Origin of the sequence: Ensifer aridi (assembly GCF_002078505.1) — a bacterium.
GTDB classification, from domain to species: Bacteria; Pseudomonadota; Alphaproteobacteria; order Rhizobiales; family Rhizobiaceae; genus Sinorhizobium; species Sinorhizobium aridi.
Genome location: NZ_LUAV01000035.1, coordinates 1 through 13,858, shown reverse-complemented (window position 1 = coordinate 13,858; position 13,858 = coordinate 1). Strand labels below are relative to the sequence as shown.

At 62.2% G+C, this 13,858-nt stretch carries 12 protein-coding genes and 1 pseudogene; 9 read left to right on the top strand and 4 right to left on the bottom strand.

The annotated features are described in order from the left end of the window. Positions 1-104: 104 nt before the first annotated feature. The gene (locus AYK65_RS26090; protein ID WP_081161949.1) at positions 105-1,379 is read right to left on the bottom strand and encodes an NAD(P)/FAD-dependent oxidoreductase; all 1,275 of its coding nucleotides are present in this window, start codon (positions 1,377-1,379) and stop codon (positions 105-107) included. Positions 1,380-1,396: 17 nt separating this feature from the next. After that, a complete protein-coding gene (locus AYK65_RS26085) occupies positions 1,397-2,065 on the bottom strand; it encodes a haloacid dehalogenase type II (RefSeq protein WP_046119165.1) in 669 nt (222 codons plus the stop codon). Between the two features lie 317 nt (positions 2,066-2,382). Between AYK65_RS26085 and AYK65_RS26080 the strand changes: the two genes are divergently transcribed. The 7 genes from AYK65_RS26080 to AYK65_RS26050 all read left to right on the top strand — a co-directional run bounded on the left by AYK65_RS26080 (position 2,383) and on the right by AYK65_RS26050 (position 10,798). Further along, a complete protein-coding gene (locus tag AYK65_RS26080) occupies positions 2,383-3,219 on the top strand; it encodes a GNAT family N-acetyltransferase (protein WP_081162337.1) in 837 nt (278 codons plus the stop codon). 14 nt (positions 3,220-3,233) lie between these two features. Beyond that, the gene (locus AYK65_RS26075) at positions 3,234-4,607 is read left to right on the top strand and encodes an aspartate aminotransferase family protein (protein ID WP_046119164.1); all 1,374 of its coding nucleotides are present in this window, start codon (positions 3,234-3,236) and stop codon (positions 4,605-4,607) included. 243 nt (positions 4,608-4,850) lie between these two features. Next, positions 4,851-5,564 carry an HAD-IA family hydrolase gene (locus AYK65_RS26070; RefSeq protein ID WP_081162335.1) on the top strand — a complete coding sequence of 238 codons (714 nt, stop codon included), beginning with the start codon at positions 4,851-4,853 and terminating at the stop codon, positions 5,562-5,564. Positions 5,565-5,634: 70 nt separating this feature from the next. Next, positions 5,635-7,245 carry an ABC transporter substrate-binding protein gene (locus AYK65_RS26065; protein ID WP_081161946.1) on the top strand — a complete coding sequence of 537 codons (1,611 nt, stop codon included), beginning with the start codon at positions 5,635-5,637 and terminating at the stop codon, positions 7,243-7,245. An 87-nt stretch (positions 7,246-7,332) separates the two neighbouring features. Next, positions 7,333-8,283 carry an ABC transporter permease gene (locus AYK65_RS26060; protein WP_046119162.1) on the top strand — a complete coding sequence of 317 codons (951 nt, stop codon included), beginning with the start codon at positions 7,333-7,335 and terminating at the stop codon, positions 8,281-8,283. Beyond that, entirely contained in the window at positions 8,280-9,143 is an 864-nt protein-coding gene (locus AYK65_RS26055) for an ABC transporter permease (protein ID WP_081161943.1), read from the top strand. Before AYK65_RS26060 ends, AYK65_RS26055 begins: the two co-directional genes overlap by 4 nt. Beyond that, positions 9,143-10,798: an ABC transporter ATP-binding protein gene (locus AYK65_RS26050; protein WP_081161940.1), complete on the top strand. Its 1,656-nt coding sequence runs from the start codon at positions 9,143-9,145 to the stop codon at positions 10,796-10,798. Before AYK65_RS26055 ends, AYK65_RS26050 begins: the two co-directional genes overlap by 1 nt. Positions 10,799-11,018: 220 nt before the next feature. On the opposite strand, the gene AYK65_RS33370 is transcribed toward AYK65_RS26050, so the two are convergent. Continuing rightward, positions 11,019-11,249, bottom strand: a complete 231-nt coding sequence (locus AYK65_RS33370) for a hypothetical protein (RefSeq protein WP_244560120.1) — start codon at positions 11,247-11,249, stop codon at positions 11,019-11,021. A 249-nt stretch (positions 11,250-11,498) separates the two neighbouring features. Continuing rightward, positions 11,499-11,975 (bottom strand): Lrp/AsnC family transcriptional regulator, encoded by a 477-nt coding sequence (locus AYK65_RS26040; protein WP_026621031.1) that lies wholly within the window; start codon positions 11,973-11,975, stop codon positions 11,499-11,501. Positions 11,976-12,209: 234 nt separating this feature from the next. On the opposite strand from AYK65_RS26040, the gene AYK65_RS26035 reads away from it, so the two are divergent. Continuing rightward, a complete protein-coding gene (locus tag AYK65_RS26035; protein WP_081161937.1) occupies positions 12,210-13,535 on the top strand; it encodes an NAD(P)/FAD-dependent oxidoreductase in 1,326 nt (441 codons plus the stop codon). A 181-nt stretch (positions 13,536-13,716) separates the two neighbouring features. Beyond that, a pseudogene (locus AYK65_RS32135) lies at positions 13,717-13,858 on the top strand (ornithine cyclodeaminase family protein); the annotation flags it as partial.

The following is a 13,858-nucleotide window of genomic DNA, read 5'->3' as shown; positions in this document are numbered from 1 at the left end:
CCGATTTTCGGGCCGCTACAGTCGATTCGCATGCGGCTCTAAATCTCCAGCAAAAAAGCGCGGCACCTGTCCGGTCCGCGCCCTTCCTTATAAGTTCGCGCTGTCTACTGCATCCTGTCGAGCATCTTGTAATACATGCCGACCAGCGGCAGGAACCAGGGCTTGCCGAAATGGCCTGGCACCGCCGGCCATTCGAGGCCCTTCAGCGGGTTGCGGTCCGGCCGGTCGAGGATCGCATCCGCCGTGATCATGCCGAGATGCGTCGAAAGCTGCGCCCCATGGCCGGAATAGCCCATGGCGTACCAGACGCCGTCGTGATAGCCGGCGCGGGGGAAGCGGTCCTTGGTCATGTCGACGAGACCGCCCCAGCAATAGTCGATCTCGACATTGGCAAGCTGCGGGAAGATCTCGGCGAGGCTCGCCTGGAGGATCGCGCCGCTTTTCGCGTCCGAGCGTTGGTCGGACGTCGCCGAGAAGCGGGCGCGGCCGCCGAAGATCAGCCGGTTGTCGGGTGAGAGCCGGAAATAGTTGCCGATGTTCATCGACGTGACGCAGGTGCGATTGCCCGGCATCGTCGCGGCGATCTCCGCTTCGGTCAGCGGCCGGGTGGCGATGATGAAGCTGCCGACGGCGATGATGCGGCGGCGGAAATAGCCGAAGGTTGAAGGTGTATAGGCGCCGGTGGCGACAAGCACCGCATCGGCAGTGACGCTGCCGCGGGATGTTTTCAGATGGTGACGGCTGCCCGCCTGTCGATGTTCTGTTACGGCTGCCTGTTCGAAAATCGTCGCGCCGTGACGTTGGGCCGCTTCGGCGAGGCCGACGACGTAGCGCCCCATATGCATCATCGCGCTTTTCTTCGAGAGCATGGCGCCGAAGAAAGGCGCGCCAACTTCCTGCTTCAGGTCGTCTGCGCTGAGAAGCGCGGTATCGGGGTCGACCTCGGCGTGCACGGCTTCGAAGTTGCGAGCGATGGCGTCAAAATGCTGGGGCTTGGAGGCGAGCTTCAGCTTGCCGGCGCGGCGGAAGTTGCAATCGATGCGCTCCTCCGCAATCAGCGCCTCCAGCGTGTCGATCGAGTCGTCGAGGGCCTTGTAGAGCGCAATCGCGCGCTCCTTGCCGAGCTCCGCCTTTGCCGCGAGATAGCTGTGCGCAAGGCCGTTGTTGAGGTGTCCACCGTTGCGGCCGGAGGCGCCCCAGCCGACCTTCTCCGCCTCCAGCACCACGACCCTTGCACCCGCCTTGGCGAGCTGCCGGGCGGCGCCGAGGCCGGTGAAGCCGCCGCCGATCACTGCGACGTCGTAGTGGCCATCGACCGGACCCGGTGCCGCCCCGGTGAATGCCGGGGCGGTATCGTGCCAGTAGGACAGGAATTTCATGGCGGTGCGCCTTCTCTCTAAAGACCGACGACGCCTGGAAGGCCGGTAATGCCGGCGATCTCGACGTAGCCGTAATAAGGATTGGCCGGTTCGTGGCCGCGATTGACCCAGACCTTGTTCTTAATGCCGAGGTCATGCGCCGACATCAGGTCATAGCGGAAGGAGGACGAGCAGTGGAGAATGTCCTCCGGACCGCAGCCGAGCATGTCGAGCATGTATTCGAACGCCTTGAACCGCGGCTTGTAAGCCTGTGCCTGTTCGGCGGTGTAGACGGCGTGGAAAGGAGCGCCCAGCTTTTCGACATTCGACATGATCTGCGAGTTCATCGCATTCGAGAGAATGACCAGCGGGATCTCCTTGGCGACCTTGGCAAGGCCAGCAGGCACGTCGGGATGCGGACCCCAGCTCGGGACGCGCTCATAGACCATGCGCGCCGCTTCTTCGCGGAATTTTATGCCATTGCGCTTGCAGGTCCGCTCGAGCGAATTGTGCACCACCTCCGCATAGGGCTTCCAGTCGCCGAGGATCTCGTCGAGGCGATAGGCGGCGAAATTCTTGATGAACTCCGCCATGCGCGGCTCGTCGAGTTGTTCGCCGTAGAGGTCGCGCGCTGCTTCTGCCATCTGGAAGTTGGTCAGCGTGCCGTAGCAATCGAAGGTGATGTATTTCGGCCGGAAGGTCGACATGTGAACTATCCTTGAAAGAGCGGGACCAGGGTTTACGTGTAAGATCATAGGCGCCAGCTCATCCCTCGGCTCACCTGATTTCGCGACGATCGAAGCAGAATATATCGTATCCAAAGTCGGCTTTGGCAGAAGGTTGCGAGCCGTGCCTGCCGCCCTGCTTCCTACCGCCAACATTCCGCTTCCGCTCCTGCCTGCCAGCATAAGATGCGGCGGTCCGTGAGAGCAAAGCTATAAGATATCGCGCCGGCTGCGGCCTTCAGACGATCTGCCGGCCGCCACTCCTGCAGACTTCAGGGCAGGAAATGAAGGACATCCTCATGCAGACAAATCAGATCGACGTCACCGCCTTCGGTCCCGAGCATCTGGAAGCCGCCGTCAGGCTCTCTCGGCAGGCCGGCTGGCCGCATCGCCTGGAGGATTGGCAGATGGCGCTCACCTTGAGCGAAGGCGTGGTGGCCATCGAGGATGCCCGAGTTGTCGGCACCGTGCTCGTCACGCCCTATAAAGCGGACTGCGCGACGATCAACATGGTGATCGTCGACGAGGCGATGCGCGGCCGCGGTCTCGGCCGGACGCTGATGGACGCCGCGCTGCGGATCGCCGGCGACCGGCCGCTCCGGCTCGTGGCGACCGCCGAGGGATTGCCGCTCTACGAGAAACTTGGCTTTCGGGAGACCGGGCGCGTGCTGCAGCACCAGGGCGTGGTCGGCGAGGTCGCCGCGCCGCCGGGGATCGAGGCCGCGACCGCTGCCGACATCGACGCTATCGCCGCACTTGACCGCCGCGCCTTCGGTGCCGACCGCGAAGGATTGGTCGCTTATCTCGCCAAGGCCGGTGAATTCGCCGTGCTTCGCCGCGACGGCCGCGTCTCCGGGTTTGCTGCGCTGCGCGTCTTCGGCCGCGGCGAAGTCATCGGTCCCGTCGTCGCCGCCGGTCTCGACGATGCCAAGGCGCTCGTCGCCCATTTCATCGCCATGCGGCCGGGCCGCTTCTTGCGGGTCGACACCACCGGCCACGCCGGTCTTTCCGGCTGGCTCACCGAACAGGGCCTCGCCCATGTCGGCGGCGGCATCGCCATGATGAAGCCGCCGATCCACCGCGCCGCCGATCGCGTCGTTAACATCTTTGCCCTCGCCAACCAGGCGCTCGGCTGATCCGGAGATCTTTGATGTACAGCAACTCCCTCATCGAACTCGATCGCGCCCACCTCATCCATCCGGTCGCCTCCTATCGCAGCCACGAAAAGCTCGGCGTGCGCGTGCTCGCCTCGGCCAAAGGCGCGACCGTCACCGACGCCTCAGGTAGACAATTGATCGACGGTTTCGCCGGCCTCTGGTGCGTCAATGCCGGCTACGGACATGAGAGTATCGTCGAGGCGGCGGCAAAGCAGATGCGCGAGCTGCCCTACGCGACGGCCTATTTCGGCCTCGGCTCGGAACCTGCGATCCGCCTTGCCTCGGAACTGGCCGAACGCGCGCCGGGGGACCTCAACCACGTCTATTTCACGCTCGGCGGCTCCGACGCCATCGACAGCACGATCCGCTTCATCCGCTACTATTGGATTGCCCGCGGCGAGCCGCAGCGCGATCAGTTCATCTCGGTCGAACAGGGCTATCACGGCTCCTCGACCGTCGGGGCCGGCCTGACCGCACTGCCGGCCTTCCATGCCGGCTTCGGCATTCCCTTCGATTGGCAGCACAAGATCCCGTCGCATTACGCCTACCGCAATCCGGTGGGTGAGGATCCGCAGGCAATCATTGATGCATCGCTGGCGGCACTCCGTCGCAAGGTCGAGGAGATCGGCCCCGAGCGCGTCGCCGCCTTCTATGCCGAACCTATCCAGGGCTCGGGCGGCGTGCTGGTGCCGCCCAGGGGCTGGATGAAGGCGATGCGCGAACTCTGCCGCGAGCTCGGCATCCTCTTCGTTGCCGACGAGGTGATCACCGGCTTCGGCCGCACGGGGCCGCTCTTTGCTTCAACCGAGGACGAGATCGTCCCCGATTTCATCACCACGGCCAAGGGTCTCACCTCCGGCTACGTGCCGATGGGCGCGGTCTTCATGGCCGATCATGTTTACCAGACGATTGCCGACGGCGCCGGCGCTGCCGCCGTCGGTCACGGCTACACCTATTCGGCGCATCCAGTGAGCGCCGCTGTCGGCCTCGCCGTGTTGAAGCTCTACGAGAACGGTCTTCTGGACAACGGCATCAAGGCCGGTGCCCGGCTGATGGAAGGTCTCGAAAGCCTGAGGGAGCACCCGCTCGTCGGCGATGTGCGTGGCCGCGGCATGTTGGCGGCCGTCGAGCTCGTCGTCGACAAGGCAAAGAAGACGCCCTTGCCGGCAGCGGCCGAACCCTCGCGCCGCATTTTCGATCGCGCCTGGGAAAACGGTCTCGTCATCCGCGCCTTCGCCAATGGCGTGCTGGGCTACGCGCCGCCTCTCTGCTGCAGCGACGAGGAAATCGACGCGATTATCGAGCGCACCCGCCAAACACTGGATGAGACCCTGGAAGACCCGGATGTTCGCCAGGCTCTGAGCTGACGGTGACGGGACGCGATATATCGTGAAAACGTCATATTCGGAATTTTGTGCCGCTCCAGAATGTCTTTTCGGACACTTCCGCGCGGCACAAGTGCCAAACTCAAATCAAGGAAAAGGGCCGGATCCCAGCAAATGCGGGCCTTTTCACCAAGAGCGGGAAAAATCACCCGCCGCCGGGAACAGAATAATCTTCTTCACGAAGCCGGTGCTCCCGAGCGAGCGCCCGAAAACTGGGGAATTGACGTGCGCAAGAGCCTTCCGGAATTCAAGTACATGACTTTCGACGTCGTCGGCACGCTGATCGACTTCGAGGCTGGCCTCAAGGACTGCCTCTCAGAGATTGCCGCCGAGGCAGGTATCGCGATCGATGGCGAGGAAGCGCTCGGCCTTTACCGCGCGGCGCGCTACTCCAAGGACGCCGACCTCTTCCCGGACGATCTCGTACGGGTCTATCTTGAAATCGCTCCGAAGCTTGGCCTGCCAACGGAACGAAAACACGGGCAACGTTTCAGGGACTCCGCGAAGAACTGGAAGGGTTTTGCTGACAGCGCCGAGGCGCTGGCGCGCCTTGCCAAGGGTTACCGCCTCATCGCGATGACCAATGCCCGTCGCTGGGCCTTCGATTTCTTCGCCAAGGAGCTGGGCAACCCCTTTTACGCCGCCTTTACGGCCGACGATACCGGTACTGAGAAACCGGACCCCGTCTTCTTCGAGAAGGTCTTCGCGTTCGTGGACTCGGAAGGAAATTCAAAAGACGACATCCTGCATGTCGCCCAGAGTCAATACCACGACATCGGCATCTCCCGAAAACTCGGGCTGACCAATTGCTGGATCGAGCGTCGCCACGCCCAGAAGGGCTATGGCGGCACGATCGAGCCCGCCGAATTCACCGAGCCCGATTACCACTTCACCTCCATGGCCGGCCTTGCCGATGCCGTGGCCGTCGCACGCAGCTGACCAGTTCACCGGATCGGGTCCAAGCCCACGGAAGAAGGGCAACCCGCCAACAGACGAAAAGGGGAATGACATGAACGACAAGATCACCAATTGGACCAGATCCGACGACGCTATGGTCGAAAACGCCATTCGTCGCGGCGCGACGCGACGCGAACTGCTGCAGATGATGCTCGCGGGCGGTGTCGCCCTCTCCGCCGGCAGCCTGGTGCTCGGCCGAGCCGGTAATGCGGTTGCGGCAACACCGGTCTCCGGCGGCGCGCTCAAGGCGGCCGGCTGGTCATCCTCGACCGCCGACACGCTCGACCCAGCCAAGGCATCGCTCTCCACCGACTATGTCCGCTGCTGCTCCTTCTATAACCGCCTCACCTTCCTCGATAAGAGCGGCACGCCGCAGATGGAGCTGGCCGAAGCGATCGAAACTCAGGATGCGAAGACCTGGACCGTCAAGCTGAGGAAGGGCGTCACCTTCCATGACGGCAAGCCGCTGACAGCCGACGATGTGATCTTCTCGCTGAAGCGCCATCTCGACCCGTCCGTCGGCTCGAAGGTGGCGAAGATCGCCGCGCAGATGACCGGCTTCAAGGCGGTCGACAAAGAGACCGTCGAGATCACGCTTGCCAATCCGAATGCTGACCTGCCGACTATCCTCTCGATGCACCACTTCATGATCGTCGCCGACGGGACCACCGACTTCTCAAAAGGGAACGGCACCGGCGCTTTCGTGAGAGAAGTCTTCGAGCCCGGCGTGCGCTCCGTCGGCATCAAGAACAAGAACTACTGGAAGTCCGGACCGAACGTCGATTCCTTCGAGTATTTCGCGATCAGCGACGACAGTTCTCGGGTGAATGCGCTCTTGTCCGGCGACATCCACCTCGCCGCCACGATCAATCCGCGCTCCATGCGCTTGGTCGAGAGCCAGGGCGACGGCTTCGTGCTCTCGAAGACGACCTCCGGCAGCTACACCAACCTCAACATGCGGCTGGATATGGAACCCGGCAGCAAGCGGGACTTCGTCGAAGGCATGAAGTACATCGTCAACCGCGAGCAGATCGTCAAATCGGCGCTGCGGGGCTTGGGTGAAGTCGGCAACGACCAGCCGGTTTCCCCCGCCAACTTCTACCATAATGCCGAGCTGAAGCCGCGCGCCTTTGATCCCGAGAAGGCCAAGTTCCACTTCGAGAAGGCCGGCGTGCTCGGCCAGTCGATACCGGTGATTGCCTCCGATGCAGCGAACTCCGCGATCGATATGGCGATGATCATCCAGGCCTCCGCTGCCGAGATCGGCTTGAAGCTCGATGTCCAGCGCGTTCCCGCCGACGGTTACTGGGATAATTACTGGCTGCAGGCGCCGGTCCACTTCGGCAATATCAACCCGCGTCCGACGCCGGATATCCTGTTCTCGCTGCTTTACGCCTCGGAGGCTCCATGGAACGAGAGCCAATACAAGTCGGAGAAATTCGATAAGATGCTGATCGAGGCGCGCGGCTCGCTCGACCAGGAGAAGCGCAGGGCGATCTATAATGAGATGCAGGTGATGGTCGCCAATGAGGCTGGCACCATCATCCCAGCCTATATCTCCAACGTCGACGCGATCACCGCCAAGCTCAAGGGCCTGGAAGCCAATCCGCTTGGCGGGCAGATGGGCTATGCTTTTGCGGAATATGTCTGGCTCGAAGCCTGATTGAGCAACTGGGCTTGGGGCTGCAGCCGCATCGCTGCGGCCCCTCGGCATAGTTTGAACCTGTCTTGAAAGCCGAAAGGGAGCGCCGTGAACAACCGGGTCCTATCCCTTGTGCTGAGCAGATTGCTCATCGCCGTGATCACCTTGGTGATCGTCTCCTTCGCCGTCTTCTTCGCGACGACGCTCCTGCCGGGGGACACCGCGTCGATCCTGCTTGGCCAGGCCGCCACGCCGGAGGCTGTCGAGGGCCTGCGCAAGGCGATGCACCTCGACGAGCCGGCGATCTTGCGTTTCCTGCGCTGGATCGTCGGTTTGCTGCAAGGCGACCTCGGCACATCCTATGCCAACGAGATGCCGGTCGCAGATCTGATTGGCGGGCGCTTTGTCAACACGCTGCAGCTCGCCGGCGTCACCGCCCTCTTTTCTGTGCCGATAGCACTCACGCTCGGCATCACCGCGGCGATGCTGCGCGGCTCGCTCTACGACCGCATCGTCACGGTACTGACGATCGGCGTCATCTCCGTGCCGGAATTCATGATAGCGACCTCAGCCGTGCTGATCTTCGCCGTCTATTTGAAATGGCTGCCGGCGCTCTCCTTCGCCAATGAGGTGACGTCGCTCACCGATCTGCTGCGCATCTATGCCATGCCGGTGATCACGCTCACCTTCGTCATCTCGGCTCAGATGATCCGTATGACCCGCGCGGCAGTAATCGAGACGCTCAACACGCCCTATGTGGAGATGGCGCTGCTCAAGGGCGCCTCCCGGCCGCGCATGGTGTTTCGCCATGCGCTGCCAAATGCTCTCGGGCCGATCGTCAATGCGGTCGCGCTTTCGCTCTCCTATCTGCTCGGCGGCGTAATTATCGTCGAGACGATCTTCAACTATCCCGGTATTGCCAAGCTGATGGTCGATGCTGTCTCCACCCGCGATCTGCCGTTGATCCAAAGCTGCGCGATGATCTTCTGTCTCGGCTACCTGCTCCTGATCACGACGGCCGACATCATCGCCATCCTTTCCAATCCGAGGCTACGATGACAATGACCCATTCTGAGACCAAGGCTGCCCGGATTTCCGGAATCCGGCTCGGCTATCGCTTCAATATCGTCGGGATGGTTGGCCTTTCGATTATCCTTTGCTGGGCGCTCGTCGCGATCTTCGCGCCGCTGATCATTCCCTACCCGGTCGGGGAAATCGCCGACCTCGATTACTTCGGCCCGATGAGCCGCGACTTCTGGCTCGGCTCCGACTATCTCGGCCGCGACATGCTTTCGCGGATTCTGATGGGTGCCCGCTACACGGTCGGCATCTCGCTTGCGGCAGTCACCATCGCCTGTTTCAGCGGTGTGGTCCTTGGCATGATCGCGGCGGTCGCCGGCGGTTGGCTCGACACGCTCTTGAGCCGCTTCCTCGACGCCCTCAATTCGATCCCGAGCAAGCTCTTCGGCCTCGTCGTGGTCGCCGCCGTCGGCTCCTCGATTCCGGTGCTGATCCTGACGCTGTCGATCATTTACATACCTGGCGCCTACCGCTTCGCCCGAGCCCTTGCCGTCAACATCAATGCGATGGATTTCATCACTGTGGCTCGTATCCGCGGCGAGAGCACGCTTTATCTCATCCGCTCGGAGATTCTGCCGAACATCATCGGCCCGGTTCTTGCCGACCTCGGGATCCGCTTCGTCTTCATCGTCCTCTTGCTCTCCGGCCTCTCCTTCCTCGGCCTCGGCGTCCAGCCGCCCTATGCGGACTGGGGGGCGCTCGTTCGCGAGAACATCGGCGGCCTGCCCTTCGGCGCGCCGGCGGTGATGTTCCCGTCGCTCGCCATTGCCAGCCTCACGATCAGCGTCAACCTGCTGATCGACAACCTGCCGCAGAAGATCCGCGATCGGAGCGAATGATGGCCAATCTCGTAGAAATCCGTGACCTGAAGGTCGAAGCCACCACCGATTCCGGCCGCCGTGTCGAGATCATCAAAGGCGTCAGCGTCGATATCGCCGACGGCGAGATCGTCGCGCTGATCGGCGAAAGCGGCTCTGGCAAGACGACGATAGCGCTGACGCTGATGGGATATGCCCGTCCGGGCTGTCGCATCGCCGGCGGCAGCGTCTCGGTGGCTGGAAAGGATATGATGACCCTCAGCGAAAAACAGCGCGCGAGGGTGCGCGGCACCGAGGTCACCTATGTTCCGCAATCCGCTGCAGCCGCATTCAATCCGGCCGCCACGATCATGGACCAGGTGATAGAGGTCACCCGCATCCACGGGCTCATGTCGCCGGACGAGGCGCGCGCCCGCGCCGTCGAACTCTTCCGCGCGCTGTCGCTACCCGAGCCCGAGACGATCGGCAGCCGCTATCCGCACCAGGTCTCCGGTGGCCAGTTGCAACGTCTTTCCGCCGCCATGGCGCTTATCGGTGATCCTAAGCTCGTCATCTTCGACGAGCCGACAACGGCGCTTGACGTCACCACGCAAATAGAGGTGCTGCGCGCCTTCAAGTCGGTAATGAAGAAGGGCGGCATCGCCGGCGTCTATGTCTCCCATGACCTCGCGGTGGTCGCCCAGATCGCGGACCGCATCGTCGTATTGAAGGGCGGCGAAGTACAGGAGGTCGGCACCACCGAGGAAATCCTCTCGAACGCCAAGCACCCCTATACGCGCGAACTCCTCTCGGCCTTCGAACCAAAGCCCCGGGAGGCTGCCGACGCAGCCGGGACCGCACCGGCTCCGCTTCTGAAGATCGAAAACCTGGTCGCCGGATACGGTCCATCCCAAACCGATGGCTTGCCGCTCGTGCGCGCCGTCGAAGATGTGAGCCTCAAGGTGGAGAAGGGGCGCAACCTCGGCATCATCGGCGAGTCGGGTTGCGGCAAGTCGACGCTCGCCCGCGCCATTGCCGGCATATTGCCGGCTGCCGTCGGGAAGATCGTCTTCGACGGCAAGGAACTCGGCCGCAGCGCCCGCGAGCGCACGCGCGACCAACTGCGCGAAATGCAGATCGTCTTTCAATATGCCGACACCGCCCTCAATCCGGCGAAGTCCGTCGAGGACATTCTGGATCGGCCCCTCGTGTTCTATCATGGCATGAACGCGAAGGCCCGCAGCGTCCGCATCGACGAGTTGCTCGACATGGTACGCCTGCCTCGCAACCTGCGTCATCGCCGGCCGGCCGAGCTTTCCGGCGGCCAGAAGCAGCGCGTCAACTTCGCCCGGGCGCTTGCCGCCGATCCGAAGCTGATCCTTTGCGACGAGATCACTTCGGCGCTCGACACGGTGGTCGCCGCCGCCGTGATCGAGCTGCTGAAGGAATTGCAGCGCGAGCTCGGTCTCTCTTACATTTTCATCAGCCACGACCTCTCCGTGGTGGAGGCAATCTGCGACGAGATCGTCGTGATGTATGGCGGCAGAAAGGTTGAGGACATCACTCCGGCCAAGGTCAAGGCACCGCACCACCCCTATTCGCAGTTGCTCTTCTCGTCGGTGCCGAAGCTCGATCCCACCTGGCTCGATGGCCTCGAGCAGGACCCGGAGCTTGTTAGGGCCTATTGTCGGCGTTGAGGCGGCATCTCGCCCAACGGCTCAGAAGAGCGCATGCCGCTTCCCGCCACAAAGAAGCAGAACTGGCGACGCGGCGCAGCCTTTCATGAGTATGCCGCCATTCCTCGTCGCGCAAAAATCGACTCGTGCCAAAGCAACCTCCAAAGGGCAGCTTTGAATCATGTTCTCGCAGATTTGAGAATCCCAAGCCCAACTAGCATGCGACGCTGTTAGCTTTTAATCAGCGCAGAACGTCAATCAGCGTTCTATGTTGCGCCCGTCCTCTCGCGTCGCGGCTGATAAGAGAAACCGTCTCGCAGAAAAGAACTTCGATCAGGACGTCATTGAAAGACATAAGCCAAAGTCGTGGGTTGAGGGCCTGCCATTTGACTGTCTCTTCACCGCCAATAACCTCATTGAAAGTCCATGGATTGACCGGATACCTGCACTCTTTCAGGCCATCAACGTTCATGGGTGTTATTCGGAAATCGATAACGCCTCCGAATTTGAGCACTACGTTGCCGCCTCCCGAGCGCATAGAGGCTTCATAGCACACGAAAGCGTCGTTCCCATCATAGAGCACCGCAGGGTTTGCGACAGTTCCTAACTCGGGAAAAGCCTCTTGGGGGTAGATACTTGCATGGTTTGATCGCGGTGCCGGTCGGTGGAAGGTCGAGGAACGGTCCGACGTAATTCGCCACTTTGTCAACACAGCCTAGCTCTACACCCGAAACAGGCTGGTCAGCGGCATGTGCGCCTTGACGATCGGCGACTTCAGCACGACGAAGCTGAAATATTTGTCGATGCCCACGTCCATGTCGGTGAGGCGCTCCATGATCGTCTGGTATTCGCCGATCCCGGCCGTGACGAATTTCAGGAGATAGTCGTAGCCGCCGGACACCAGATGGCACTCGATCACCTGGTCGACCTTCTCTATCGCCGCAAGGAAGCGGGCGAAGTCGATCTGGCGGTGGTTCTTCAGCGTGATCTCGGTGAAGACCGTCAGGGTCTGCCCGAGCTTGCTGACGTTGATCTGCGCCGAATAGCCCTCGATATAGCCCTCCGACTGCAGCTTCTTCACCCGCATCAGGCAAGGGCTCGGCGAGAGATTGACCAGCTCGGCGAGTTCCACATTGGTGATGCGGCCATTCTTCTGCAGTTCGTACAGAATCTTGATGTCGATCCGGTCGAGTTTCATCGCACGCGCCTCCCCGCGGTTGTGAGGTCCGAGCCGCAGCAGATTATGCCGCGATGTTCCCGACGATGACCCTAACACATTGCCGTCACGTGTCGATTCCGTTTCGCTCGTTCGCCCTAAGCAGGAAGGACTGTGATCCTCCGGCAAGACAGAATCTTCTGCTGCCGGGCCGCCGGTCTCCGGCAGCGACGAGCCAATAGAATCTGTAGACTGCACTCATAACGGAGACCGACCATGCCCGCACCGCTGAAACTCGTCGACACAACGCCGGAGCTGCCCGACGCCGCCGATGCCGTAGTGATCGGCGGCGGCATTGTCGGCGTGTTTGCGGCCTATTACCTTGCCCGCCGCGGACTGAAGGTCGCGCTCGTCGAGAAGGGACGGATCGGCGCCGAGCAGTCGAGCCGCAACTGGGGTTGGTGCCGCCAGCAGAACCGGGACGCCCGCGAATTGCCGATGGCGACGAAGAGCCTCGATCTTTGGGAGCGTTTCGCCGCCGAGAGCGGCGAGGACACCGATTTCCGCCGCTGCGGGTTGCTCTACCTCAGCGATAGCGAAGAGGAACTGGCCGGCTGGGCACGCTGGCGCGATTTCGCCCGGACCGTCGGCGTCACCACCCATATGCTCGACAGCGCCCAGGCGACCGAGCGCGGCCGCGCAACCGGCAAGCCATGGAGGGGTGGCGTCTTTTCGCCGACCGACGGCACCGCCGACCCGGCAAGCGCAGCACCCGCGGTTGCGCGTGCGATCCTGAAACTTGGCGGTACCGTGCACCAGTCCTGCGCCGCCCGCGGCATAGAGACAGAAGGCGGAAGCCTTTCCGGTGTCGTCACCGAGCATGGCACCATCCGCACGAAGACGGCGATCCTTGCCGGCGGCGCCTGGGCCTCCTCCTTCTGCCGCCAGCTCGGCATCCGCTTTCCGCAAGCGGCCATCCGCTCTTCGATCCTTGCCGTCTCGCCGGGCGCCATCGGCCTTCCGGATGCGCTGCATACAGCCGCTGTTTCGGTGACGCGCCGCGCCGACGGCGGCTATACGCTCGCCATCAGCGGCCGAGGCCGCGTCGACCCGACGCCGCAGCAACTCAGGTTCTCGCCGCAGTTTCTGCCGATGTTCGTCAAACGCTGGCGCAGCCTGGCGCCGGGGGGGCTTGAGGGCTTCCGCTCCGGCCATGAGACGCTTGCACGCTGGCGCCTCGACGAACCCACGCCAATGGAGCGCATGCGCATCCTTGATCCCGCGGTCGATAAGGCCACCATTCACCTCACCCATTCGCGCGCGCTTGACCTCCTGCCTGCTCTGAAGGACACCAGCATCGCCGCCGCATGGGCGGGCTATATCGACAGCACGCCTGACGGGGTGCCGGGCATCGGCGAAATCGCCGCCATACCGGGTTTCATCCTCGCCGCCGGTTTCAGCGGGCACGGCTTCGGTATCGGTCCGGGCGCCGGCCACTTGATCGCAGACATCGTCACGGGTAGCGAGCCGATCGTCGATCCCCGCCCCTACCATCCGGACCGCTTCCGAAAATCTGCCTGGGGTAAGGTCGCTGACTTTTAGATGAGGCAGCGTTAGCTTCCGCAGGTGGAGGCGAGAATCATCGGAAAGTGTGCATTTGGGGAGTACTCGACATTTTCTGCTGCCTACCCGATGCCACAATGCTCGCACGTAGATTCAGGTAATGCATTCTGGGAGACGTGCAATGAACATGAGCATCAAAATCCCGTTTGAGAGTTAACGCATGAAAATACTACTGCTTAAAAAAGAGGAAGTAAGCAGATTAATCTGCATGACGGAAGTCATCGGTGCGGTGGAAGAGGCATACAAAGCCTTTAACAGTGATCAGGTGGAGCAACCCGATTATATCGGAATAGATCTCCCAC